At 59.0% G+C, this 25,585-nt stretch carries 18 protein-coding genes and 5 pseudogenes; 14 read left to right on the forward strand and 9 right to left on the reverse strand.

The features are described 5' to 3' along the window. Positions 1-34: 34 nt before the first annotated feature. The 6 genes and pseudogenes from VW35_RS08595 to VW35_RS08620 all read left to right on the forward strand — a co-directional run. Entirely contained in the window at positions 35-982 is a 948-nt protein-coding gene (locus tag VW35_RS08595; RefSeq protein WP_046142654.1) for an ABC transporter permease, read from the forward strand. Beyond that, a complete protein-coding gene (locus VW35_RS08600; RefSeq protein ID WP_046142655.1) occupies positions 979-2,766 on the forward strand; it encodes a dipeptide/oligopeptide/nickel ABC transporter permease/ATP-binding protein in 1,788 nt (595 codons plus the stop codon). The genes VW35_RS08595 and VW35_RS08600 overlap by 4 nt, the downstream gene beginning before the upstream one ends. Further along, positions 2,763-3,569, forward strand: a complete 807-nt coding sequence (locus VW35_RS08605) for an ATP-binding cassette domain-containing protein (RefSeq protein WP_046142656.1) — start codon at positions 2,763-2,765, stop codon at positions 3,567-3,569. Before VW35_RS08600 ends, VW35_RS08605 begins: the two co-directional genes overlap by 4 nt. After that, positions 3,566-4,360, forward strand: coding sequence for a FadR/GntR family transcriptional regulator (locus VW35_RS08610; RefSeq protein ID WP_046142657.1), 795 nt, complete (start codon positions 3,566-3,568; stop codon positions 4,358-4,360). Before VW35_RS08605 ends, VW35_RS08610 begins: the two co-directional genes overlap by 4 nt. Continuing rightward, positions 4,357-5,433, forward strand: a complete 1,077-nt coding sequence (locus VW35_RS08615) for an osmoprotectant NAGGN system M42 family peptidase (protein ID WP_046142658.1) — start codon at positions 4,357-4,359, stop codon at positions 5,431-5,433. Before VW35_RS08610 ends, VW35_RS08615 begins: the two co-directional genes overlap by 4 nt. A gap of 284 nt (positions 5,434-5,717) precedes the next feature. Beyond that, positions 5,718-5,870: pseudogene (locus VW35_RS08620) on the forward strand (IS3 family transposase); the annotation flags it as partial. Between the two features lie 1,332 nt (positions 5,871-7,202). Here the strand turns inward: VW35_RS08620 and VW35_RS08630 are convergent. Further along, the gene (locus VW35_RS08630; protein WP_046142660.1) at positions 7,203-8,003 is read right to left on the reverse strand and encodes a hypothetical protein; all 801 of its coding nucleotides are present in this window, start codon (positions 8,001-8,003) and stop codon (positions 7,203-7,205) included. A 182-nt stretch (positions 8,004-8,185) separates the two neighbouring features. On the opposite strand from VW35_RS08630, the gene VW35_RS08635 reads away from it, so the two are divergent. Continuing rightward, a complete protein-coding gene (locus VW35_RS08635) occupies positions 8,186-10,165 on the forward strand; it encodes a MobA/MobL family protein (protein WP_280136760.1) in 1,980 nt (659 codons plus the stop codon). 69 nt (positions 10,166-10,234) lie between these two features. On the opposite strand, the gene VW35_RS21955 is transcribed toward VW35_RS08635, so the two are convergent. Next, positions 10,235-10,567, reverse strand: coding sequence for a hypothetical protein (locus VW35_RS21955; RefSeq protein ID WP_244465867.1), 333 nt, complete (start codon positions 10,565-10,567; stop codon positions 10,235-10,237). Here VW35_RS21955 and VW35_RS21965 point away from each other — a divergent pair. The 4 genes and pseudogenes from VW35_RS21965 (at position 10,526) to VW35_RS22270 (ending at position 14,003) form a co-directional block, all read left to right on the forward strand. Continuing rightward, the gene (locus tag VW35_RS21965; RefSeq protein ID WP_342016815.1) at positions 10,526-10,822 is read left to right on the forward strand and encodes a transposase; all 297 of its coding nucleotides are present in this window, start codon (positions 10,526-10,528) and stop codon (positions 10,820-10,822) included. The two genes, VW35_RS21955 and VW35_RS21965, sit on opposite strands and share 42 nt — an antisense overlap. Before the next feature lie 75 nt (positions 10,823-10,897). Next, positions 10,898-11,194, forward strand: a pseudogene (tnpB, locus tag VW35_RS21295) (IS66 family insertion sequence element accessory protein TnpB); the annotation flags it as partial. Between the two features lie 69 nt (positions 11,195-11,263). Beyond that, positions 11,264-12,682: pseudogene (gene tnpC / locus VW35_RS08650) on the forward strand (IS66 family transposase); the annotation flags it as partial. Between the two features lie 539 nt (positions 12,683-13,221). Continuing rightward, a pseudogene (locus VW35_RS22270) lies at positions 13,222-14,003 on the forward strand (IS5 family transposase). Positions 14,004-14,071: 68 nt separating this feature from the next. On the opposite strand, the gene VW35_RS08665 reads toward VW35_RS22270, so the two are convergent. The 5 genes from VW35_RS08665 to VW35_RS08685 form a co-directional block, all read right to left on the reverse strand. Next, positions 14,072-15,163 (reverse strand): sialidase family protein, encoded by a 1,092-nt coding sequence (locus VW35_RS08665; protein WP_046142665.1) that lies wholly within the window; start codon positions 15,161-15,163, stop codon positions 14,072-14,074. Between the two features lie 59 nt (positions 15,164-15,222). Continuing rightward, positions 15,223-16,152 carry a carbohydrate ABC transporter permease gene (locus VW35_RS08670; RefSeq protein ID WP_052951606.1) on the reverse strand — a complete coding sequence of 310 codons (930 nt, stop codon included), beginning with the start codon at positions 16,150-16,152 and terminating at the stop codon, positions 15,223-15,225. Further along, positions 16,149-17,036 (reverse strand): carbohydrate ABC transporter permease, encoded by an 888-nt coding sequence (locus VW35_RS08675; RefSeq protein ID WP_046142719.1) that lies wholly within the window; start codon positions 17,034-17,036, stop codon positions 16,149-16,151. The genes VW35_RS08670 and VW35_RS08675 overlap by 4 nt, the downstream gene beginning before the upstream one ends. Before the next feature lie 9 nt (positions 17,037-17,045). Continuing rightward, a complete protein-coding gene (locus VW35_RS08680; RefSeq protein ID WP_046142666.1) occupies positions 17,046-18,335 on the reverse strand; it encodes an ABC transporter substrate-binding protein in 1,290 nt (429 codons plus the stop codon). 62 nt (positions 18,336-18,397) lie between these two features. Next, a complete protein-coding gene (locus VW35_RS08685; RefSeq protein ID WP_046142667.1) occupies positions 18,398-19,492 on the reverse strand; it encodes an ABC transporter ATP-binding protein in 1,095 nt (364 codons plus the stop codon). A 118-nt stretch (positions 19,493-19,610) separates the two neighbouring features. Here VW35_RS08685 and VW35_RS08690 point away from each other — a divergent pair, with 118 nt between their 5' ends. Both VW35_RS08690 and VW35_RS08695 read left to right on the forward strand, forming a co-directional pair. Further along, positions 19,611-20,570 carry a dihydrodipicolinate synthase family protein gene (locus VW35_RS08690; RefSeq protein ID WP_152662534.1) on the forward strand — a complete coding sequence of 320 codons (960 nt, stop codon included), beginning with the start codon at positions 19,611-19,613 and terminating at the stop codon, positions 20,568-20,570. 34 nt (positions 20,571-20,604) lie between these two features. Further along, a complete protein-coding gene (locus tag VW35_RS08695) occupies positions 20,605-21,309 on the forward strand; it encodes a GntR family transcriptional regulator (RefSeq protein WP_083982586.1) in 705 nt (234 codons plus the stop codon). Between the two features lie 473 nt (positions 21,310-21,782). Here the strand turns inward: VW35_RS08695 and VW35_RS21970 are convergent. After that, a pseudogene (locus tag VW35_RS21970) lies at positions 21,783-22,149 on the reverse strand (IS3 family transposase); the annotation flags it as partial. A gap of 665 nt (positions 22,150-22,814) precedes the next feature. Here VW35_RS21970 and VW35_RS08700 point away from each other — a divergent pair. Beyond that, positions 22,815-24,158 (forward strand): UDP-glucose dehydrogenase family protein, encoded by a 1,344-nt coding sequence (locus VW35_RS08700; RefSeq protein WP_046142670.1) that lies wholly within the window; start codon positions 22,815-22,817, stop codon positions 24,156-24,158. 154 nt (positions 24,159-24,312) lie between these two features. On the opposite strand, the gene VW35_RS08705 is transcribed toward VW35_RS08700, so the two are convergent. Next, positions 24,313-25,584 (reverse strand): lipopolysaccharide biosynthesis protein, encoded by a 1,272-nt coding sequence (locus VW35_RS08705; protein WP_083982588.1) that lies wholly within the window; start codon positions 25,582-25,584, stop codon positions 24,313-24,315. Position 25,585 lies beyond the last annotated feature (1 nt).

Below are 25,585 nucleotides of genomic sequence, written 5' to 3' on the forward strand. Positions count from 1 at the left end.
GGGTACCCTCCACCCCCGCTCCGGAGGACCACCCATGACCGCCTATATCGGCAAACGCCTCCTCGCCGCGATCCCCGTCATCATCGGCCTCTCCGTCATCGTCTTCCTCGTGATGAAGCTGATCCCCGGCGATCCCGCGCAGGCCCTCCTCGGCTCCTACGCGACGCCCGACAATGTCGCCCGCATCAATCGCGCCCTCGGGCTCGATCGCTCCTGGCCCGAGCAATATGTCATCTGGATCGGCAATCTCCTTCAGGGCGATTTCGGCCGCTCTTACATTCTCAATCGCCCGGTCCTCGATGAAGTGCTCGAGCGTTTTGGCGCGACGCTCATTCTGGCCGGCGCGTCCCTCGTCATCTGCTCGGTGCTCGGAATTCTCGCCGGCATCGTCTCGGCCGTGCGCCAGTTCGGCTGGACCGACCGGATCGTCACCTTCTTCGTCCTCATCGGCATTTCTATGCCGGCCTTCTTCCTCGGCCTCGTCTTCATTCTGTTCTTCGCCGTTCAATGGCGCCTGCTCCCTGCTTCCGGCATGTATGCTGTCTATGGCGGCGGTGACCTCCCCGACCTTCTGCGCCACCTGATCCTGCCTGCCTCGACCCTTGCCATTGTCGCCACTGGCGTCGTCGCCCGCCTCACCCGGGCCGCCATGCTCGAAGTGCTGCGTCAGGATTTCATTCGCACCGCCCGCGCCAAGGGCCTCAGCGAAAACAAAGTCATCTACCGCCACGCCTTCCGCGCCGCGCTCGTCTCCATCATTCCGGTGCTCGGCATTCAGGCCGGCTTCGTGCTCGGCGGCGCGCTCTATATCGAAACCGTGTTCCAGTGGCCGGGCCTCGGACAAATGCTCGTCAAAGCCGTCTCCACCCGCGACCTGCTCCTCGTCCAGGGCGGCGTCCTCGTTGCCGCCACGGTCTATGTTCTCGTCAACCTTCTGGCCGACGTTGCTCAGGCCCTGCTCGATCCAAGGCTCAAGGCATGACCGACCTCACCGCTCCAGTTTCCGCGCCCGCCCGCAAGCGCCGCAGCAATCTCCAATTGCTGATGGCCAATCGCCTCGCGGCGGCAGGTCTCTTCATCTTCGGCTTCATCGTCATCCTGGCGCTGCTCGCGCCGATCCTGCCGATCCCGAACCCAGACATTACCGATCAGCCCAATCGGCTCCTGCCGCCGCTGAGCGAAGGCCATCTCCTCGGCACAGATCACCTCGGCCGCGACATTCTTTCGCGTCTCATCTGGGGCACCCAGGTGTCCCTCCTGGTCGGCGTCAGCGCCACCGCCCTCGCGGCTTTCTTCGGCTCCCTCATCGGCCTCGTCGCCGGCTATGTCCGCGGCGCCACCGACAGCATTCTCATGCGCTTCGTGGATATGCTGATGGCCTTTCCCTATATTCTTCTCGCCATCGCCATTGTCGCCGCGCTCGGCCCCGGCCTTCTCAATGCGCTCTACGCTATCGCGCTCGTCAATATCCCCTTCTTTGCCCGAAATATCCGCGGCGTCACCGTCTCGATCCGCAATCGCGAATTCGTCGATGCCGCGCGCCTCTCGGGCAAGAGCCACGCGGCCGTCCTCTTTACCGAGGTCCTGCCCAATGTCCTCCCGGTCATCGTCATCACCATGTCGACCACCGTCGGCTGGATGATCCTTGAAACCGCAGGCCTCTCCTTCCTTGGCCTCGGCGCCCAACCGCCCACCTCCGATCTCGGCTCAATGCTCGGGCAGGCGCGCGCGCAGCTGTTCACCGCCCCCCACGCCTCGATCATTCCGGGCGTGATGATCTTTCTTCTCGTGATGAGCATCAACCTCCTCGGCGACGGTGTCCGCGACGTACTCGACCCGCGCCTCCGCTCCGGCACTCTGGGCCGCCCCATGCCAGTCACCAAGATCAAGCGCGAGACCAAGCCTGCCTCGACCATCGAGGACGCCCCTGCCCTCTTCGTCGAAAACCTCTCGACCGGCTTCGATACCGGTGGCTCGATCACGCCCGCCGTAAACGAAATCAGCTTCCGCCTCGACAAAGGCGAATGCCTTGGGCTGATCGGAGAAAGCGGATCTGGAAAGTCCGTCACCGCACTCTCGTTGATGGGCCTCGTCGCGTCCCCGCCCGGCATCATTACCAATGGCGGCGTCTATATCCAGGGCCAGGACGTGCTTTCCCTGCGCGAGCAAGACCTCATCGCCCTCCGCGGCGCCCGCGTCGCCTATGTCTTTCAGGACCCGCTGACGACCCTCCATCCGCTCTTCTCGGTGGCTGACCAGATTGCCGAAGCGGTCCTTGCGCATAATCCCATCGGCAAGCGCGCAGCTCGTCAACGCGCCGTCGAGTTGATGGAAACTGTCGGCATCCGGGATGCGTCTGGTCGCGCCAGCGCCTATCCGCACGAACTCTCCGGCGGACAGCGCCAGCGCATCGGCATCGCCATGGCACTCGCCAATGATCCCGACATCATCATCGCCGACGAGCCGACCACAGCGCTCGATGTCACCGTACAGGCCCGTATTCTCGAACTGCTGCAAAAGTTGCGCCGCGAGCGCGGTCTCGCCCTCCTTCTCATCACCCACGATTTCGGCGTCGTGGCTCAGGTCTGCGATCGTGTCGCAGTGATGAAAAATGGCGAAATCGTCGAACAGGGCGAAACGCAAACTATCCTACGCGCCCCCCAGCACGACTACACCAAGCGCCTCATCGCTTGTGTTCCCGAACTCGGCGAAGGCCACAGTTTCCTCGATCGGGTTCGTCCGCTCTTTTCGGAGGCCAAGGCATGACCAACGCCATCCAGATCCGCGATCTCGTCAAAACCTTTGGCGGCGGCCGCTCTTTGTTCGGCCGCAAGGCCAATGAAGTCCAAGCCGTCCGCGGCATTTCGCTCGATCTCAAGCGCGGCGAAACCCTTGGAATCGTGGGGGAAAGCGGCTCGGGCAAGTCGACGCTCGCCCGCATGCTGGTTGGCCTCGAGCATCCCACCTCCGGCACCATGCTGATCGACAACAAGCCCTGGGCGGACCTCGCCGCCTCCGGCTCCCGCGCCTTTGGCCGCACCATTCAATATGTCTTCCAGGATCCCGTCGCCTCGCTCAACCCGAGAAAGACCATCGGCGACATCCTCGATGTGCCCCTGCGCCTCCTCTGCTCTTACGACAGCACCAAACGCGCCCTGCGTAAGCGCGAACTGATCGACGCCGTGCAGATGCCGCTCGACACCCTCGAACGCTATCCCCACGAATTCTCGGGCGGCCAAGCCCAGCGCATCGCCATCGCTCGGGCTCTGGCGGCCGAAGCCAGCATTCTTGTCCTCGATGAGCCGGTGAGTGCGCTCGACGTCTCCGTGCAGGCCCAAATGCTTCTGCTCCTCCAGCAATTGCGCGACGATCTTGCCCTCTCCTACATCTTCATCAGCCACGATCTCGCCGTCGTGGAATCGATTTCCGATCGTGTTGCCGTCATGTATCTCGGAGAAGTGGTGGAGACTGGCCCAGCGGCCAAGCTCTTCGCCAACCCGCAGCACGACTACACGCGCTCGCTCATCGCCAGCGCCCCACGCCTCTCCGCAACGGACAGCGCCGCATGAGCGAAATCGCCCCCCTTGATCCGCCGCGCCGCAAGCGCACCGACGAGATCGTCGACGCTATAAAGCGTATGATCGTCGAACATGGCCTTGGTCCCGGCGATCGCCTGCCGCAGGAGCGCGACCTCATCGCCCAATTTTCTGCCAGCAAAGGCACTGTCCGCGAGGCTCTGAAATCCCTCGAAGTTCAAGGACTGATCTCGGTACGCACTGGCCCCGGCGGCGGCGCCTTCATCGAGCGCATGTCTGAAGGCCGGGCCATGAGCCTTCTCTCCAATTTTCTCTTCGCCAAGAACCTGACGATCGCCAATATCTATGAGATGCGAAAGGTTCTCGAACCCCAACTGGCAGCCAGCGCCACCCCTCATATCGACGAGGCCGGCCTCAAACGCCTCGAAGCCATTATCGGGATTTACGACCACGAGCCGGTGGACCAGAACGAGCGATGGAACCAGCGCATGGCGGAATTGGATTTCCACGGCGTCGTTGCAGAATATTCCGACAATCCCATTCTGGCCTTCACCTGCCGCTTTCTCCAGCGCCTCTTGAAGGATCTCACCATCGCGCAGGACATTTATGTCCAGCCCGAGCCGGTCTCGCGCGCCAGCGGCATCCAGCATCAGCGCGATCTCATCGCCGCCATGCGCCGCCGCGACGCCGCCGCAGCCGCCGTGATCCTTGCCGAGCATATGAGCGAAGCCGAAAAACACATGCTGACCCTCGAGGCCAAGCTCGAAGACCGCTTCCTCGAAGAAGTCTCCCCGGCCCGCACCCGAAAGCGCCGCTCCGCATGATCGATACCGATTATCTCCTCGACCGGTTGCTGCACCTCGTCAAAACGCCAAGCCCCGTCGGCATGACTGATCGCGCCGTGGCCTTGGTCGATACCTGGCTGCGCGATCTCGGCTATTCGCCCAAATATACCCGCCGTGGCGTCCTCTATGTCGAAGTCGGAGACGGCCCGCCCCGCCGCGCCCTCGCGGCCCATCTCGATACCCTCGGCGCCATGGTCACCGAACTCAAGCCCAATGGACGCCTTGCCCTGCGCAATACCGGAACCTGGGCCGCCCGTTTCGCCGAAGGCGCCCGCGTCACCATCTTTTCCGACAATGCCGAACATCGCGGCACCATTCTGCCGCTCAAAGCCTCGGGCCACCGCTTCAACACCGAAGTCGATACCCAGCCGGCCGATTGGGACAATCTTGAAATCCGCGTCGACGCCACCCTCCCCGACCGCGCCGCGCTCGTCGCCGCTGGCTTCAATGTCGGTGACATGGTCGCAGTCGACGCGCAGTCCGAGGTCGTCGACGGTTTCATCGTCTCGCGCCACCTCGACGATAAGGCCGGCTGCGCCACTCTCCTCGCTGTCCTCAAATCCATCGCCGAGGGTCACACCAAGGTCGCCGTCCCCTTCCAGGCCATGTTCACCATCGCCGAAGAGATCGGCATCGGTGGCACCCACGGATTTGGTCCCGAGGTCGAAGAACTGCTCGCCATCGACAACGCGGTGACCGCTCCCAACCAGACATCGCGTGACGACGCCGTCACCATCGCCATGCGTGATCGCCAGGGTCCCTTTGATGCCCGACTGACGCGCCAGATGTTAACGGTCTGTGAACAGAATGGCATCCGATACGAGCGCGATACATTCCGCCACTACCGCTCCGATAGCGCCGCCGCAGTCGAAGCCGGCTGGGACATCCGCGTCGGCCTCGTCTGCTTTTCCCTCGACAGCTCTCACGGTTGGGAACGCACCCACATGGCGTCGCTTCTTGCACTGGCAGCATTGCTGAAAGGCTATGTCGGAACAGACATAGTCCATCAAGACGCTATGGCGGGCGCTTCACGTAAGGGCGAGGCTGAATAGGCAACTCTGCCCCAAGCCCTAAAATCTGGCGTTGCGACTGCGTTTTGAAGCACGGGATACGCCTGCCTGAGAACGAGCGTCAACGGATCGAGCGTGGGCCCGAGAAATGGTCAGTGGCGGCTGGCGGCCGCTCAAACTCTAGACGCACCAAATGCTCGTTCTGGGGACTATCGTGCGACTCAAACCACCGGTGAGCCAAGGTTAGCGGACCCCTCTCCTGACCCAAGGTGCGAATCTCTCTTGGGGCAATGCGGTCGCCGATGAACTCTCGCCATTCTCGAAAGTGGCGAAGCGTCGAAGCCGTCGAGTTCGCCACTCTAGAATGGGTCGATTGGTTCAATCACCGGCGCCTCCTCGAACCCATCGGAAACATCCCGCCAGCAGAGGCCGAGGCAAACTTCTACGCGGCACTGGAACAACCGGCCATGGCCGCATAACTTAAACCAAACAGCCTCCGGAATTCCCGGCGCGGTTCAGATCGGCAGGATGTGATGACTGTTTCAGGGGTCTTGGGTGAAACCTTCTCGGATCCGTGCCCCACGAACAGTACGATCATCTGCGGGTTTCCAGGCAAGAGATCAAAGTCGAGATCGAAGTTACTGCTCGCAAGCGCACCATCTGAAATTGCCACGAGGCAGCCAGGACCAAAGGTCGAATTTTTAAAACCAATTGGGGCGCAGACCCCTTGATTAGCAAGGCACCTGCACCCCGATTCTGAGTTTGGAAATGGTGCAGGTAGATGCTCTAACCTCCATCATTTGGTCCGACGATCGCGTGTTACACATTTCAGTTGATGATGGGGCTCAGGGCTCTCCCGCATTCTTTGCGAGACTTAAAGGAGCCCTAATAATCGCCGGCTCGCCTCTCAACCTAAGATGCAACACTATTCGGGTGGATCTTGCGGGTCGCTGAAAAATTGGGATGCACCCTAACTATCTCTGAGATCTCCCGGGCTCTATACATAGAACTTATGTAGTTCACGCCCTCAGCGAGCAAAAGCCTTGTGGTCATTTCGTCGCAGTCGATGAGAAGCGAAACTTGCTTGATATCCATCATGAGATCATTGTCGAAACAATAGCGAGCATGTGCTTTCTCCCCGAGATAACTCAGGCAGCTATCAGAATATGACAAGGGGCTATCCACGTCATTGCAATCACGTTGACAAAGGCCCCCGAGCAGATCTCGTAGATTTATCTCGTAGCGGAAATAATCGGTCGGATCGAGATGGACTACATATTGGCGCGGCCTTCACGACATTCCAGATGTGAAAGTTCGTAAGATCAAAGTCGACTTCCTGGCCCCACCAATGATCCCAATCCACTTCTTGCCCAATAAATGTTGAGGCTGCATCGGAATTTGCGATAAATCCGAGTTGACTTGCCTGCACGAGCAGAGCGAGGCGAAGTTCAGTTTCGAGAGCTTTCAGCGTCAGCGGCGCATTCAGAGATTTATTCAAGAATCGTTCTCACAATTTGTTTGTGAGGTATGCTCGCTCGGCCTCTCGAAAGGGACAAATCCTAATAAACATAAAAATTGAAAGAAGCCGGGTTTAGGCAGCTATCACCAACGACATAGTGCGTTCGAGATGCCCCCAATCGCAAGCGCTCGAACATTTCGCCGGGAATGCTTAGAGCAATGAAAAGGCAGGACGCAAGGTCCTGCCTTTTAACGGTTGCGACGTGAGATCCGGCAGACATGCCACTCCTCCGCTTATAGTATTCCCGGAGGATCGAGGCATCTGGCTATCGCAGTCTTCGCCGATCAACCTCCTAAGGCGTCCGGCGCAATGGGCCACCGATCCCATGACGGCGGATGGTATTTTCTGACGAGCGACCTTCCTCGTCACGCTCGGTATCTGCCACGACATTTTTCATAAGCGGAAAGTCATCCACGGCGGCGCTAGGCTCGCCGGCATCACTGACAAGCAACTGGTTGTCGTCCGTCGCTCCAGCCGCGTCACCTTCGTTTGCGTCATCGTTCTTGCTGAGCATTTCGAAGACGGCGGCATCGGCCTCACCGGCATTCACCAACAGATACGCAGACCGATTGATCTCGACACGTATTGTCAAGGAAAAGCTCTCGCCAAGAGTAATGAGGTCGGTAAGCGCCCCTCTGCCCCGGAATCCTCCGACGAGCAAATCGCGCTTGAAGCCCATCTGCTGTGCCTTTTCGATAAGCTCATTGCTTGGGGCCGCTACGGCAATGAAGGCGGGAATACCCACCTTCTGTTTTTTTCGCGACTTCTGAAACTCGGCATCGCGGGCCCGGAAGCGCTGGATCGCTACGGGATCGCGCTCGCTGTCCATCGCCATAAGCATGGCCCCACGCAGACAGACTGTGTCGAGAAGGCAGCGATCAAGCCCAATTTCGTCGCAGATGCGGGCGAGTGCCCCCTTTATCGCGAGATTGCCCCTGATCTCAGCGACCTCAACTCGGGCACGCTGCTGCGACAATGCCTGCGAGCGCGCTGCCGGAGTTTGTCCGCGAAGCTGAAACTTGTTCAGATTGCGGCTTGTTTCCTTCAGAATTTTAGCCGTTTCGACAATATCAATTTTCGGTTCCGTCGGCATCAGAGGCCTTTCTACATTGACGCGGCGGCATGCACCTTGCAAACCGTCTGCCAACCTATAGTGAGGCCGTTCCAAGCAAGGCACACGCGCTTGAGCCGCAAATTTAAGCTTGCTATGCGAATTTCAGTTTTGTCTCTTGCCAAACCCTGTGGTTGGCGGTTCGTTTTCTGGAAAGACAGGCAGTGGCGATACCTTTTGCAAGGGCCGAGCTTATTCAACGCTCACGCGGACACTCGACGCTCGAGCGAGTGGCATACGTGATGCGCACGCGGGCAATTTCGGATCGCACTGGGCAAATTTTCGACTTCACACATCACGGAGATTTTCTCGGCAGTACAATGCTTCTGCCATCCGGGGCCGCGCCGTTTGATTCCGCCATCGACCTCTGTAACGGGATCGACATGGCCAGCACCCGTAAGGATGCCGCACTCGGCATTGAGCTAGTTCTTGCGCTTCCGATGCCGCAAGAACAGTCGATCGAAATCAGCCGATCGATGGCGGAGAGCTTCATCCGCGACACTATTGTAGAAAAGCATGGGCTCACAGCAGTAGTCGCAGTGCATGCACCACATGGGTCAGAACGAGGGCTCGGGGTCGAATCGAGTCTGATATCGGCGGGAGACGAAGACGCGTTTGGGACGGTAATCGCCATGTCGAACGCTAACCTTCACGCGCATGTCCTTCTTTCCCCCAGACAACGTACCCCCCACGGCTGGGCGAAACGGCGTTACACCGTTCTTGACCCGGTGAACCGCAACGGAAAGACCTTCGGCCGGAATTGGGGACGACTTTGGGGAACATTCCAGAATGCGTTTTTCGCGGCAATCGGAAGCGAACTTCGGGTCAATCCGAACCCGCCGGTATCGCTGACAACCGCGCCATTGCGGGTGGTGCGCGGATGGCGGGCCAAACAGCGTAAAATCAATTCCGGGGGCGACGGGCGGGCCCTGCTCGTTAATCAAAACCGGGAGGACGACAATATCAATGCGGCACTGAAGATAGACGGAGCGCTACAGAGCCTCAAAGCGCCATTCACGCGCTCAGAGCTTCAGCAGTTTTTCCTTCGCTACCTTCCCAGACCGCTGGCCCTGGAGTCATCCGCAGCGGCCTTTGGTCTTGGCGGCTGCATCGAGATTTCAACGCCCGGTGTGGCTGGCGAATGGTACGCAAGCGTCAGCCTAGTTCATCACGAGTTAGCCGCGCTTGGTCGCGCCATTATGCTCGCCGAGCGTTTTCTTGGACAACGCGATGTCGAAGATTTGGTCATCGAGGGTTATACCCAAACAACGAGCACCATCCTTGCCGATATCTTTTCAGGGCCGGATCTGGTCGTAGTAGAAACCGAAAACGCAGCTGAGACTTTGGCCGCCGACATCGCCGGCCTAGCCAAAATTGTTGGTCTCCGGCCCGTCTCGATCGCAAACGCGGCCGGCCATCCGACACCGCCGTCCATTGTAATCGAGCTCGCGGGGCTTGCTCGCAAGATGGTTTCTGATGCGCTTATTGTCCTCGATGATCCCGATGCGCTTGTCGCCGCAGAATTGTCACTGGTCCTGGCTGCAACGGTTGCGGGCAACAATAAGATAGTCATGCTAAGACGCGCAGACAGTGACTGGCCACCGCTGGAATTGGTCGACCTAATCGCAGAACATGCGCCGGTCCTCCATTGGAAGCCGCTGGACTATTCCCGGCCTGCCATCCAGATCGTCAAAAAGCGAACTATAGCCTGTCCGCTGACGGCAATCGCCTTCGCCCCGCGCACCAAGCCAGAAGCTGTCAATTTGGGCGGATGGCCGCGCTTCGGTGTCGATTTTGATGGCCGAGTCGTAACCTCCAAATCGTCCATTGCCGTCATCATGAGGATGATGGCAACCTTTCCTGAAGAGCTCGAGTGGGTCTTCGCGAACAACAATAAGGCGGCCGATGAGACCCTCTTGCAGGGTCGGCTTGAAGGGTGGTTCGCTGAGGAGATGAGGTATCCGACCTTCAGCGAGGGCCTAGATGCGGAACATGCCGCGTTCGACAGCGTCGATGTGCCTTTTGACCAAGATGATGAAAGCGTCGATTTCGAATCTTCATGGGAAATGGACGATCTTGATGAGGAGTGGTCCGAAGAGCACAGTGTTTACGATGAGCCTGATCTCGACGAACCGGAGGTCTGAAATAACATACACGGTGTTCTAGTCCCTGCTTCCTAAAGTGCCGAGCGCCCGAAGATCGCGTGGGATGGATCAATGCACGAAGTTCTCCATCCAAACTTCTTCGTCAGCGCCGACGGCGGAGCGATCGACAATTGCTTGTTGGAAACTAGGGTCGAATATTTGCCAAGAAGCTATGGCCAGGAGCGACAACGAGCTTAACTGCGCAGCGGTAAGGTCCTGCAATTGAGATTGCGCACTGATTGATGTCAGTGCGGGAGTTTCTCCATGGACGCTCCATTGGAGCTTCTCACAAATAGCGGTAGACGGCGCCGCAATCGGCAGTGGCCCGATGCGGTTAAGGCGCGGATTGTCGCCGAGACGTTGCGGCCCGGAGCAACCATTAGTGAAGTTGCGGAGCGGCATGGGCTGAAGCCCAACCATATTTCCTCTTGGCGAACCCTTGCGCGGAGGGGGAGGCTGGTGCTGCCGGCACCAGAGGATGCGGTGGAGTTTGCGACGCTGATGGTCGCTCCGGTTGATGAGGCACTGGCGGCCGCGGAGCGGACGGCATCGGCTGGGCCCGAGGTCGTGGTGGGATCGGTGATCATCCGGCTCGAGCCTGGCGCTTCGGCGGCCCGGATAGCCTCGGTGGTCCATGCGCTGACGGCGATCACATGATCTTCCCCTCGAACCGGGTTCGGATCATGGTGGCGACCAAGCCGATCGAATTCGCTACGCGGAACCTTCGGTTTCCGCAAAGGCCACGACAGCTTGGCTGCGATGGTGAAGAACGCGTTGCACGAGGACCCGTTCACCGGCACGGTCTTCGTGTTCCGGGCCAGGAAGACTGATCGGCTGAAGTTGCTCTACTGGGACGGCACGGGTCTCGTCATGGCTTACAAGCGATTGGAAGAGCACAGCTTCAGTTGGCCTGCGGTGACAGACGGCCTGATGACGTTGAGCCACGCGCAGTTCGCGGCGCTGTTCTCTGGGCTCGATTGGCGGCGGGTTCGGGCGGTGGAAGCGAAGGCGCCAGAAGCGGTGGAATGACTGCGGCAGGATGACTCAGGGCTTGTCTTTTTGCGGGATCGAAGGGGCCTGATCTGGTAGATTCCGGTCATGCTCGAGGCCGCCGAACTTCCTGACGATATTGCCTCCCTCAAGGCGATGCTTGTCGCTGCGGCGTTGCGCGATCAGCGCAAGGACGAGCGGATCGCGTACCTCGAAAAGCTGGTCGCCGCGTTCAAGCAGGCAGCCTTCGGACGCCGGTCGGAAAAGAGCGATCCTGACCAGTGCGAACTGGCGCTGGAAGATCTGGAAACGGCAATCGCGGTTATCCATGCCGAAGAGGACGCCGAGGATCGCGTCGCTCGACGGCCGGCCAAACCGCGCAACGCCAACCGTGGTTCGCTGCCCAAGCACTTGCCGCGGATCGAGGAGATCATCGAGCCCCAAAGTCTGGTCTGTGGCTGCGGCGGTTGCTTGCACTGTATTGGTGAAGACATCTCCGAGCGGCTCGACGTAATCCCGGCCCAGTTCCGCGTGATTGTGACCCGTCGTCCCAAATATGCCTGCAGGTCCTGCACGGACGGCGTGGTGCAGGCGCCAGCGCCCACCCGGCTGATCCAGGGTGGGCTGCCGACCGAGGCCACCGTCGCCCATGTTCTGGTCAGCAAATATGCCGATCACCTGCCGCTCTATCGCCAGGCGCAGATCTTTAGCCGACAGGGTGTTGATCTGGACCGCTCAACCCTTGCCGACTGGGTCGGTCGGGCCGCCTTCGAGCTGCGTCCGGTTTACGATGCGCTCATGGCAGATTTGAAACGGTCTTCGAAGCTGTTCATGGACGAAACCCGTGCGCCGGTGCTCGATCCTGGGGCCAGAAAAACCAAGACCGGATACTTTTGGGCTTTGGCCCGCGATGATCGTCCCTGGAATGGCACCGCACCACCCGGCGTTGCCTTCACCTATGCCCCGGGCCGGGGTGGCCTTCATGCCGAACGGATCTTGCAGGGCTTTGGCGGCATCCTGCAGGTGGATGGCTATGCCGGCTATAATCGGCTGATTGCGCCCGGCCGCCTCGGCGTGGGTATACAGCTCGCCTATTGTTGGGCCCATGCCCGTCGCAAGCTGGTCGAGATCACACGCGCCGGTACCGCCACGATTGCACAAGAGGGTGTGCGGCTCATCGGCGAGCTCTATGCCATTGAAGCCGATATCCGGGGCCTCGGCCCTGAACAGCGTCTCGCTGCTCGCCAGCAACGATCCGGACCAGCTGTCGCGCGGATAAAGGCATGGCTCGATCATCATCGCGCCCGCGTCTCGGCCAAAGCGCCCATTGGGGAAGCCTTGAGCTACATCGCGAAATACGGGACAGGGCTCACGCTGTTCCTGGCCGATGGCCGCATCGAGCTCGACAACAATGGAGTTGAGCGGACCATCCGCCCGATTGCGTTGAACCGAAAGAACGCGCTCGTTGCCGGCCATGATGCTGGAGCAGAAAACTGGGCCGTCATCGCCTCGCTGATCGAAGGTTGCTTAATAGAATAAGTGGTTCGGTTTGTCGCCAGATGATGGCTGAGACAACCTTCGCGCGCGGACGGTCTCATGAAACACATATTGTATTAGGAAGAGAGTCAGAGAGAAGGAAAACCTCTCGTAGCATTGGGGAATTGGCAGTCAAACGACCATCCATATCGTGCACCGCAGCTACTCACCGAAAATGCGGATGTGAAGGAACTCCTTCGGCAAGATCAGTCCGCCGTGGTCCGCTCAACAATGGATCTGCCCGCATCGCCTTCTTGGATTGCCACAGGATCCAGAGGAAGGGATGGGCCGTTGCCTGACCCTTATTGCAGCGGGACATCCCCACAGCTCGGTTAATGCACGATAGAAGGCGTTATCCAATTTGCCCGAACGCGCTGCCTTTCGAAAAGCCGCGTCGAGAAAGAACGAGGGCCTCAACGGACCATTTGCTTTTCGACATCGCTTTCCGGGCATTTGTCTAGCACCTGTTGACAAAGTGGATTCTCAAATCGGCTTTGCCGTGATTCAAGACTGCTTTTTAGGAGGCGGTTTTGGCACGTGGGGATTTGTCGGACGCAGAGTGGCGGCTCATTGGCGAGCTTTCGCCGGCTGAGCGAGGTCGCAAGTCCCGGCCGGCGCAAGACAATCGCCGATATCTAAATGGGATGCTCCACGTTCTGCGGGTTGGTTGCCCCTGGCGCGACATGCATGAGCGCTATGGCAAGTGGAACTCGGTCTATGTCCGGTTTCGCCGCTGGGCCGAGCAAGGGGTCTGGGACGCCCTGCTCGAAACCCTGGTCGAACTCGGGCTCACCGATGACTGGCAACACATGATCGACAGCAAAACGGTGCGCGGCCATTCGCAGGCAGCGGGCGCTAAAGGGGGACTCATAAGGAGGCTTTTGGTCGATCACGCGGCGGCTTTACGTGCAAAATCCACGCCCGCACAGACGGTCAAGGACGCCCTCTTGGCTTTGTCCTGACGGGCGGGGAAGCGTCCGACTATGCAGCCGTTCCTGCCTTGATGGCCATGCCGGTGGGCAAGCCACGATTGCTCCTGGCCGACAAAGGCTACGATGGCGACGCCGTGCGCGAGGATTTGCTATTGAGCGGCATCGTTCCGGTGATCCCGCCCAAGGCCAACCGCAAGAACCCGCCCCCATGTGACTTCCGGGCCTACAAGGATCGCAACCGCATCGAGCGCATGTTCAACAGGCTCAAGCAGTTCCGCCGCATCGCCACGCGCTTCGACAAGACCGCAAAATCCTTCGCCGCCTTCCTGGCCTTAGCCGCAGCCAGGATATGGATGCCATACTTTGTCAACATGACCTAGATCGTGCGGTGAAAACCCGTCCTATTCCGATCGTTAAGTCATCGTTGAGCGAATCCAAAAGCTGCCACTCAAAGCTTGAACAACGTCGCGGCGATATATCGGTCGCTATCGGAACCTCCATTGAAATAGTAAACCGTGAGCGCCTTGCCGTCATCAAGCGCAACAGTACGCGGATAGCCAAGATCCGACATGCCCCCATCGTCTCGCAGCACGATGTCGTCGCTCCAGCTAGCGCCTTCGTCGCTGCTGGTGCGGGCGCGCATGCCGAACGGCGCGTCACGGAAACCGTAAATCAGCAACAGTCTCTTGTCGCCCAGCCGCGTCAAGGTCGGCGGATTTCCGCCAAAACCGGTATTGTCGACAGCCCTTCCTTCCAGCGTCCAACTCTTGCCCTCATCGAGTGAACGATACTGCTCGATCCAGGCTTTGCGGTCCGGACCCTTACCCGGTGTCGAACAGCGCACAAGCGAAAGAATGCTGCCGTCATTCATCTTGAGCGACGCTGGCATGATCGCATAACCATCCGGCTCTTCGCCGACAAAGCTTTCAAAGTTGAAGCTCTGGCCACCATCGCGCGTCCTCACGCAGAATACACGCCCTTCCTTGCCGTTGCTCTTGACGGCCGTCAGCAGAAATAGCGCTTCGTGATGCCCGAGTGGGACGATATCGGTGCGTGCAGAAATCCCCGGCAGACCAAAATTGCCAAAGCGATATGGCCCCTCCCACGAACGTGCGCGGTCGCGGCTCACATAAAACCAGCTGATCGAGCCCAGGTTGAGCCCGGTGCGTGCCGCTATGACGATGGTTTCCGGATCAAGAAAATCGATGGGATGCTCGAGCGGTTGAAGGTCGCGATCCGGCACGATATTGGGCTGGGACTGCAAAGCCTCCACCACATGCTCGTCGCCCGACAACGACGTCCCACCAGGGATATGGCCATTGAATGGTTCGGGCGTCCAGGTATGCCCGCCGTCAAGACTGCGCGCTTGCTTGCCGACGAACGGACGGGTCATGTCGCGGGCATGAAGGTTTTCCTGCACGCCCTTGAACCCTTGCGAGAACACCGCGACGATCTCGTCGCCCCAGGCCCAAAGCCCGTAATTTGCAGGCCAGGCCGCGTATTCTCCGGGGACGCGATAGACGTCAACATGCTCGATCATGGGAAAGTCTCCTCGTGGCGCCGTCCGGCGCTCGGGTGTTGGTATTGTAATAGCTGCGCCTAGCCTTTGACGCCGCTCGTGACTGCGCCGTCGATGACGAAGCGCTGGGCGAAAAGGAAGACGATGATGATCGGCACGGTGATCAATGTTGCCATTGCCATCACCACGTTCCAGCGCGCGTCCGGCCCGCTCTGCAGCAATTGCAACCCAATCTGCAGCGTCGCCATATCCCGCGAATTGGTCAGGATCAGCGGCCAGATAAACTCGTTCCAGGCGCTCTGAAAGCTGAGCACACCCAGCACCGCCATAGCCGGCCGCGCCAGTGGCAGGAGGATACGCCAGAAGATCGTGAAGGACTTGGCGCCATCAAGACGAGCGGATTCCTCATATTCGATCGGAATGCGAGTAAAGAATTGCCGCATCAGGAAGATGCCGAATGGCGTCGCCGCCGTCGGCAGGATCATGCCCCAATACGTATTGAGTAGACCCGTGCCACCATTGCCCAGCCAGTCATTGCCACCCGCAAACGGGATCTTCTGTACGATGAGGAACACCGGCACGATCTGGCTCTGCGCCGGCACCATAAGGAGGCCGACCACAAGGGCGAAGACTATCGTCTTGCCACGAAACTGCATGCGCGCCAGCGCATAACCGGCCAGCGAACAGAAAATGAGGTTGGAGATGGTCGAGCCGAGCGCAAAAACGAGGCTATTGACCAATTGCCGTCCACTATCGGGCAGGTAGATCACATCGAGATAATTCTGCCATCCGAGGCCCTGCGGTATGAAGCTGGGTGGAAATTGAAAAACTTCCGCGTCTGCCTTGAAGGATGTCGACACCATCCAGAGAAACGGAGCCATTGTCGCAAAGGCCGCGAACAGCAGAAGGCCATAGCCGACGATCCGTTCGCCCCAGGGGATGAACCGCGACAGCGGGAACGAGCGCTCATCCGTCCGCGTCAGATTGGATTGGGTTGCCACGACGCTCATCCCTCGCCCCTCCGCATGATTTTGGTCCCCACCAGCGAAAACAGCAGGATGACGAAGAACAACACCGTCGACATCGCCGCCGAGTAGCCGAACTCGGTGTAGCCGAAGGCCGTCTGGTACATCTGGAAGACGATGGTCTCGGTCGATCCCAGCGGTCCGCCGCCGGTCATCACGTAGATCGCGCCGAACACCTGGAAAGATTGCACGATGAGGATGATCATCAGGTAGAAGGTCACCGATCCCAGCATCGGCACTGTGATGCGCCAGAGGATCGAAAACTTGCTGGCGCCATCAAGCCGCGCCGCTTCGTATATTTCCTCGGGAATATCCTGAAGGCCCGCGAGATAGATGATCATCGCCGTGCCGAAATCACGCCATACCGCCATGATGATCAGCGCCATCATCGCAAGATTTGGCGAGGACAACCATGGCTGCGGACCAAGTCCGAGCGATACAAAAAGCCCGTTCACAGGCCCCGAATAAGGCTCGTAGAGATAGACCCAGACTACCGCCGCCGCGATCAGCGAAGTCAGCACCGGCAGGTAGAAGATGGTCCGGAATACGATACGGAAGGGAAACTTGCGATTGAGCGCCACCGCCGCCAAAAGCCCCAGCGCCATGGTCGGAAACGTCACGCCAAGCGTATAGTACATCGTATTGCCGATGGCCTGCTGGAAGCGGCCATCCGCCATCAGCCGGAAGTAATTGTCTAGACCCACCCAATTGGCCGGCCTCAGGAATGATATGTCGGTGAAGCTCATCCCGATCGTCGCGATCGCGGGCAGGAGCAGCGATAGGAACAGGATCAAGAGGGCCGGGGCGAGAAAGGCATAGGCGCCCCAGGACCTGTTGAACGGTCCGGCAGTGGCCGATCGGGATGGCATGATCACTCCTCAGCCGCGGTCGAGAATGGTCTGCACTTCGGCCGCTGCGGCACTCAGTGCATCTTCGACGCTCGCCCGCCCGAACATGGCTTCCTGCACCGCACGGGCGATGATCGTCACCATGCGCGAGAAGGCCGGGATCGCCGGCGCTTCCTGCGGTGCATAGCTTGCGGTTTCGACGAACTTGGAAAGATAGGGATCCGCCTGCACCGCAGGATCCTGTTGGGCGGATTTGAGCACCGGCACGTTCTTGCTCTCCACAGCGAACGCAACCTGCTGCTCTGGCGATAGCGCGAACTCGACGAATGCGACGGCACCCTCGATGTTCTTCGCATCGCGCGGAATGGCGTAGCAGAACGGATCGACCAGCGAGGTGAAGCCGCCATTTTCCATCGGAATAGGCGCCACGGCGAATTCGATGCCAGCACGCAAGGCGTTATTGGTCGAATAATTGCCGGCAATTATCATCGCCGCCCGCGCCGTGTTGAAAGGGCTCGCAAGACCGCCTGGCCCGAGGCCGAACCCAAGATCCGACACTCGGTCGTCGATCAGGAGGCCCTTGAGAAAGGTGAGCGCCTTGACCCCTTCAGGCCCAGCAAAGCTTGGAGCAGAAAGGTCGTCGTTAAGTAGCTTGCCGCCCGCACCCTGGAGGAATAGCGTGAACACTTCCCAGGCTTCGAGGTCGTTGTGGAACAGCGAGAAGCCGGCGCGCTCGAGGAAACCCGATTCTTGCCGTTTGGTCAGGGCGATGGCCCAGTCGCGGAACTCGGCCCAGGTCTTGGGCGGGTTTTCCGGATCAAGGCCTGCTTCGACCACATGGGCGCGGTTGAAACCGATGCCGCGCGACGTGCCATACATAGGCACCGAATATTGCGCGCCGTTGATATGACCATAGGCCAGAAGCGAGGGGTCGAGATCGTCTATCGAGACGCTGAGCGCTTCGCCCAAATCGAGCATGCGGTCGGCGGCAGCATAGGTGAGGTTGTAATCCCAGTGCTGGACAAAAAGGTCCGGCGCCGTGTTGCCGTTGATCGATGTCAGGATCTTTTCGTTGAGCTGCGGCGGCTCCGCATAAAGCGTGCTGACGAGGTTGCGCTCCGGATGCGCTTCCTTGAAGGCGGCTTCCAGCGCTTCGCCGGCCACTCGCTTGCTACCCGCAAACTGCGACCAGAACACCAGTTGCTGGTCCTGCCCGAAGGCCCGGCCGATCGAGCCGCCCAGCCCCAGCGTCAAACTGCCGGCCGCCACGCCGAGCAACAATTGGCGCCGATTGAGTCCCGTCTTATTCTGTTTTTCCATGTTCCCTACTCCCTTAAGTTAAGCGATGAAGCCTCTCCTCGCGCTTCACCCGATTTCCTGCATCACACCTCGGCCCGCCGGGATCGCAAAATCCCATCGGCGTCGAACACCTTCACGCTCGCCCCATCGACGCTCACGTTGATCGCCTCGCCTGCGCGCAATTTGGGATCGCCGTTGAACAAGGCCGTAAACGGCCGCCCCTCTTCCCCGGCATGGACGATCGTATGCAGGCCAAGCCGCTCGACCGCCTCCGGCACCACCGAAAACTGCACTTGCCTTCCGGCGCCGAGCTCGAGCGCTTCGGGCCGTATGCCTAGCGTCACGCTGTCGCCCGCAGAAAGGTGCTCGCCGCTGAAGGGCAGCGTAACGACACCGATCCGCGCCGCCTCGACAGACACCGTCGCGCCCTCGGCGCTACGCACCGTTCCGGCCAGAAAATTCATCGGCGGACTGCCGATAAATCCGGCAACGAACAGGTTGGCCGGATTATGGTAGAGTTCCATCGGCGGACCCACCTGCTCCACCTTGCCACCGTTCAGCACCACGATGCGGTCGGCCATGGTCATGGCTTCGAGCTGGTCATGCGTCACATAGACCATGGTCGAGCCGAGCCGGCGGTGAAGTTGGGTCAGCTCGGAACGCATTTCCATGCGCAAGGCCGCATCGAGGTTCGACAGCGGCTCGTCCATCAGGAAAATGCCCGGCTTGCGGACGATGGCCCGGGCAATCGCCACGCGCTGGCGCTGACCCCCGGATAATTTGGATGGCTTGTCCTGCAAGCGGGTCGAAAGCTGCACGATCTGAGCGGCCTTGGCGACTTCGGCGCGGATTTCATCCTTGGGCCGACGTTCCATCTGCAGCGGAAAGGCGATGTTGTCGTATACGCTCATATGCGGATAGAGCGCGTAATTCTGGAACACCATGGCGATTGGCCGCTGGCCTGCTTGCCGCGAGGTCACATCCTTGCCGCCAATGGCGATCTGGCCCTCGCTGACCGGATCGAGTCCCGCGATGAGACGCAGAAGCGTGCTCTTGCCGCAACCGGACGGCCCGACGAACACTGCAAACTCGCCATCGGCGATCTCGAGCGACACGTCCTTGAGCGCATTGAACGCGCCGTAGGTCTTTGACACGCCCGACAGTTCCAGTTCCGCCACGAGCTTTCTCCTTCACGCGATCAGGCTCATTTCAACCCGTCAGCAAAATGAAGTTGCATGAAATTGGACCGCATGTAAATACTTGATTGTCTCTTTGCTTAAATCGGTGATTGTATCAGTGACCCAACAGATGATTTCCACCAAGGCCGCGACGCATGAGCGCCCGGAAACCCTGCCCATCACCGGCATCGTCGCCGCTTCCCTGACACCGGTGACCGAAGATTTTCGCGTCGATGTCGAAAGGCTCGAGCAGCATTTGGGTTGGCTGCTTGAACAAGGCTGCACCTACGTTTCCCCGTTCGGCTCGACGGGCGAAGGCCCGTCGTTCTCGGCTCCGGAAAAGCGCCAGGCGCTAGAGGCTTTGGCCGCAAACGGTTTCGACATGGGCCGCGTCATTCCGGCAACGATGAGCGTTGCGCTGGACGATACCATCGCCACCATTCGAGCCGCCGCCGATCTCGACTGTCGCGCCGTCCTGATCGTGCCGCCCTATTATTACGGCGCCAGCACCGAGGGCATCGCCGCCTATTTTGCCGCCTGCGCGGATCGCCTTGGCGGTTTCCCTATCGATGTCGTGCTCTATCACATCCCCCAGCTAAGCAGGGCGCCCTTCACAGCCGAACTGATCGAGATGCTGCTGGCCCGGCATGGCGATCGCATCGTCGGCATCAAGGATTCTACCGGCATCGAGCCGCAGACGCTCGACCTGCGCCGCCGCTTCCCTCAATTGCAGATCTTTACCGGCGATGATCGTGTCTTCCCCGCACTTGTCGGCAATGGCGGCGCAGGAATGATTGGCGGCATGCCCAACATCGTCGCCGCCGAACTAGCCCAGCGTTACGCAGCGCCAGAGCAGCGCAATGATGCCGCTGCCATCCAGCGGGCGGCGCAGCGCATCGAGGCTGTCGATGCCAATGGCGGCGTCGTTGCACTCAAGGCTCTCAAGGCGCAAATGACCAAAGACCCTGCCTGGAGCAGGCCCATGCCGCCACTTCTACCCCTCGACGAAGCAAGGGCTAGAACTCTTGTTGAAAGTTTTGCCGCAACCGGTTTTGATTTCGGCACCCGTCTCGGTTAACTAGGCGCTGCCCCAGACGGATTGGAGATCGCCGATGCTTTCGGCTAAAAGCGAGCTAGCAAACGCCCTATCCGCTGATCGCAGTTTGGGCACCGATATCGGCCTCAACCGCCAGGCTGCCTATCGGCGTTTCCAACAATTGCTCCTGGCCGGCGATGTGCGACCTGGCCAGAACTTGTCGCAACGCGAGCTCATGGCCAAGCTCGGCATCTCGTTGGGCGCCCTGCGCGAACTTCTTGCCCGGTGGGAAGCCGAGGGGCTTCTCTCGGTCATGCCGCAGCGGGGAATCCAGATTACTGCGGTTGATCTTCGGATGATCCGCGAATCTTACCAATTGCGCGTCGCCTTCGAACGGGAAGCCACAATCTACGCTCTCGACCATATCAGCGACGATGCGCTCATGACTCAAAAGGCGCTGCACGTCTCTGTACTCGATCGCGCCTCAAGCGGGATCACCGCCCAGCTTCTAGAAGAAGCTCAAAACATTGATAGCGGCTTCCATGAATTCCTTATCGCAGGCACCGGTAACGAGACCCTGATCCAGGCTTATTCCATCAATTCGCTTCGCGTGCGCATGATCGCTCTCGACCGCTTCCGCCTCAATCCGGTCGTTCTCACCCCTGCCCTCGAAGACCATCTCGAGATCATCGATGGCATCATCGCACGCGACCGAGATCGCGCTGTCTCCGCGATGGAACGGCACATTCATAACGCCAGGCAGAGGGCAGTTGCATTCTGATAGCGCTCATTGGTGGCCAGCGCGCAAGATCGCGTCCTGAGCTAAACAAGGCTCGAGAAGACGCTGCGGGCCGTTAGGGGTGTCCGACCCTATTGAGCCGCCGATACTGGGCTCTCCGGAAGTCCGCAATCGACAATGGTGCACTCGACGCTGGCTGTCTGCTGCAGGTCCTTATTGTTCTTGCCCCTTGATCGGCGGAGCACATAGGCCACGGCAGAGGGTGCTATCTGACATTCCACAGCAACCTCTGCAATTGAACCAGCACAACTCACGGTGACGCATCGAGTGCGAACTAGGAACCTATGCCTTGTGAAAACGATTCTGATGGTAACTTTTGGGTATAGCAATCTCTGAACCGGGTCTGTTCTGGCCTTCCGGTTCAAATACACCAGTGAGTACTGTCCTTCGAAAATTGAACCGCACAGGTTTCGCCGGGGACCATTTGGTCCAAGTTATGCGATAATGCCCGGCTGTTACAGTGCGGCGTAGAAGTTTGCATTGGCTTCTGCGGGCGGGATGGTACCAAGCGGGTCGAGCAGGCTACAGTGAATGAACCAGGGACCCATTCGATGGAGGCGAGCTCCATCTTACAGCTGCGCGAAAAGCAGCGTCGAGGGATGACCTCTGCCTTGTAGGGACAGTTAATGGTATTGCCCAATCATTGTCATAAGAGTCCCCAACGCTGCCCACTGACGGCTGAACACCGGCCTCGGCCAGCTGGTCAACGTACTTGATATCCACGTACTGGCTGCCTCTATCACTGTGATGGATCAGGCCACAGCCATGCGATTGTTGCTGGTCATGCAGGGCCTGCTCTAGGGCGTCAAGGATGAAATCAGATGGTCAGTCCGCGGCGCACCCTCTTTGACGAGGCGGTGGCATAGGAATCGATGACGTCCACTAGGCATTCTGTCTCGCGGACCTTTTGGTTGCGGAGCGCGCAACAGTCGAGACCCCAAATTCGTGTTGGCTTGGTAGGCCCACCTCATTTTTTTGCTTTATTTCCATACACATCAATAGTTTGAGAATTGTAAGCCCGTGCATCCCGCTTTAAACTCGCTTTGCTGGGTTGGAACCGTAGGCATATAATCTGGTTGGAAAAGCGGTCGATCTATCGGGTATAGAGTTTGTTGCGGGTAGGTAGGGCGAAACATTGAAAAAGTTGAAGACGGGACTCATGCTGCTTCTGGCAGCTGGGGCTCTTGTGATCTGGAGCGTATTCCTCCCGGTAGTTGGTCTGCTCTACGTAGTGGGCGTCCTTAGGTAACGACAATTACCGAAGACTTGGGCAAAGCGCGTCTGAGCGGCCGATAGGATAAAGGTTCCTCTCTCCGGCCTAATTGCATAGCCTCTATGCAAAACACTGCCACCCACGAAACCCGTTGGAATTCATAGGATTTACCTTCCTTCGCGCGCTAACCATTTCTGAAAATACGAAGTGCCTTGGCTTCTCGCGCTAATTCTTTGAGTGTAATGAAGCCTCAAGCATACTTGGGGACACTTTTATGCACATTACGATGATTGGTAGCGGTTACGTCGGCCTGGTCAGTGGCGCCTGCTTCGCCGATTTTGGCCATGACGTCACATGTGTCGATCTCAATGAGAAGAAGATCGAGGCCCTCAAGAACGGACAGATCCCAATCTTCGAGCCTGGCCTTGATGCCCTTGTGGCGGACAATGCCAAAGCGGGCCGCCTGACGTTCACCACCGACCTTGCGCCTGCAGTCGCCAAGGCTGATGTCGTCTTCATCGGTGTAGGCACACCATCGCGCCGCGGCGATGGCCACGCAGACCTTTCCTACGTTTATGCAGCCGCCGCCGATATCGCGCGCGCCGTGCAGGGCTTCACTGTCGTTGTCACCAAGTCCACTGTCCCCGTTGGAACTGGCGACGAAGTTGAACGCATCATCCGCGAAACTAATCCGGCCGCCGACGTAGTCGTCGTCTCCAACCCTGAATTCCTGCGCGAAGGCGCTGCCATCGACGATTTCAAGCGCCCCGACCGCATCGTGGTCGGCCTTGAAGATGAGCGTGCCCGCGAAGTAATGACCGAGGTCTATCGCCCGCTCTACCTCAACCAAGCGCCGCTGATGTTCACCGGCCGTCGCACCGCCGAGCTGATCAAGTATGCCGGCAACGCCTTCCTCGCGATGAAGATCACCTTCATCAACGAAATGGCCGATTTGTGTGAGCGTACCGGCGCAGACGTGCAGGACGTTGCCCGCGGTATTGGCCTCGATGGTCGTATCGGCAGCAAGTTCCTCAATGCTGGTCCAGGCTATGGCGGCTCCTGCTTCCCCAAGGACACGCTGGCGCTCGTCAAGACCGGCCAGGATTACGATTCCCCCCTTCGCCTCGTAGAAGCAACCGTCGAGGTCAACGACCGTCGCAAGCGCGCAATGGGACGCAAGGTCATTGCAGCTGCAGGCGGCAATGTTCGTGGCAAGACCGTTGGCATTCTCGGCCTCACCTTTAAGCCGAACACCGACGACATGCGCGATGCACCATCGATCGCCATCATCCAGGCTCTCCAGGATGCCGGCGCCACCATCCGCGCCTACGATCCGGAAGGCATCGAGATGTCGAAGGCTGTGATCCAGAACGTCGAATACGCCACCGACGCGTACGACGTAGCACAAGGGGCCGATGTCCTCGTACTGGTCACTGAATGGAATGCTTTCCGATCGCTCGACCTCGAACGCGTGAAGGCGGCAATGAACACACCAGTGCTTGTCGATCTACGCAATGTTTATCGGCAGAAGGAAGTTGAGGCCGCAGGCTTTACATATCACAGCGTCGGCCGGCCGGTCGCGCATGAGCACGTAGACGCTGTTGCCGCTGCCGAATAAGGGCTCGATAGCCTCCCCAAATCTAGCCGATTACCGCTTCCAATATCGAATTGGTTCACGGCGAACCATTCCACCACAAGCATCCCAAGTCACTAGAAGCCGACTTGGGATGTCCTCTGAGCTCCGGTGATCCGGAAGCACCGCCCCCCCGGCCTCATTGAATCTTCGATTTACCGAGATGCAGGATTGCGTAGACCATTAGGTTATACGTCATCATCGACAGACCAACACCGACGGCTGCACCCAGCACGCCCCATTGCAGGGTAAAGGTGTAGGATAGCACGGCTACCAGAATAGCTGAAACTGGTGCCAATACGGCCATCGCCTTCTCTCGTTTCAGAGCGATAACTGCAGCATTATAGACTCCCAACGGTGCGTTTATGACCTGAAATAATATCAGCGTACGCAAAACATTATCGCCTTGTGCGAAATCAGCGCCGTACATAGTCATGAGTGGGGAGGCAAAAATCGCAGCCGGGACAGCCAGCAAGAGAACGGCTCCCAAGGCTTTGAGAGCCTCAGGTTTCGCAAGCTTCAGGACGCTTTTGATGCCGCCAAGCGAATTCGCCGCGACAAACGCCGGCCCCGCCACCGAGACGATCGAGATCACCACAAATTCTAGCACAGCAGAAGTTCTGTATGCGGTGAAGAAAATTGCTGCGTCCGAAGGCGTAAGAACCTGGCCGACAATCAAGGGGCCAAGCCATTGAGAGAGGACGGTCGAAAGAGAAACAACCGCAAATAGAGCTGTCGTGCTCAGCAATGTTGGCAGATTGTCCACGTGGGCACGGGTGGCGGCTGGAAAGCCGCGGAGAACACTCACGGTGAGAAGTGTCACTACAACAAGACCAACAGCGTTCGCCACCAGCATTGCCCAACCAGCACCGACCAAACCCAAGCTTACGCCAAGCCAGAGCACAATGGGAACGGCGCAGGCTTTGATGATGATATTTTCGAAAAGAGCATAGCCAACTGGCCGGCGCAGCCCTTTGAGGATTTCGGAAAAAATACTCCCGATGCAATAGAGTGGAATAGTGACCGCTAGCAAGATCAGTACCGCAACGCCCTCGCTGGACCCAAAAAGCCAATGCGAGAGCAGGTCTGCAGAGGCAATCACAGCGATCGCGATGACTATCGAAATTGCGGAGACGAGCAAGACCACTGAATTCGCGGTCTGCCTGACGCGCGGCACGCCTTCTTCGGTGGCAGCCTCGGCGATGGACCTGTAAGTGGTGTAGCCAAGGCCGAACCTTGCGACGGCATAGAGAATTGTCGTCAGAGAAAAAGCGATGAAAAAGACCCCTGCGTCGTGGATGCCTATCGCGCGTGTGATTGCGATATTGAGGATAAAGGCAAGGCCAGCCCCACCGACCTTCATTCCAAAAACGACAAGTGATCTCAGCGACTGAGGAATTCTAATCCGCATA

The sequence above is a fragment of the Devosia soli genome, assembly GCF_000970455.1.
In the GTDB taxonomy this organism is placed as follows: domain Bacteria; phylum Pseudomonadota; class Alphaproteobacteria; order Rhizobiales; family Devosiaceae; genus Devosia; species Devosia soli.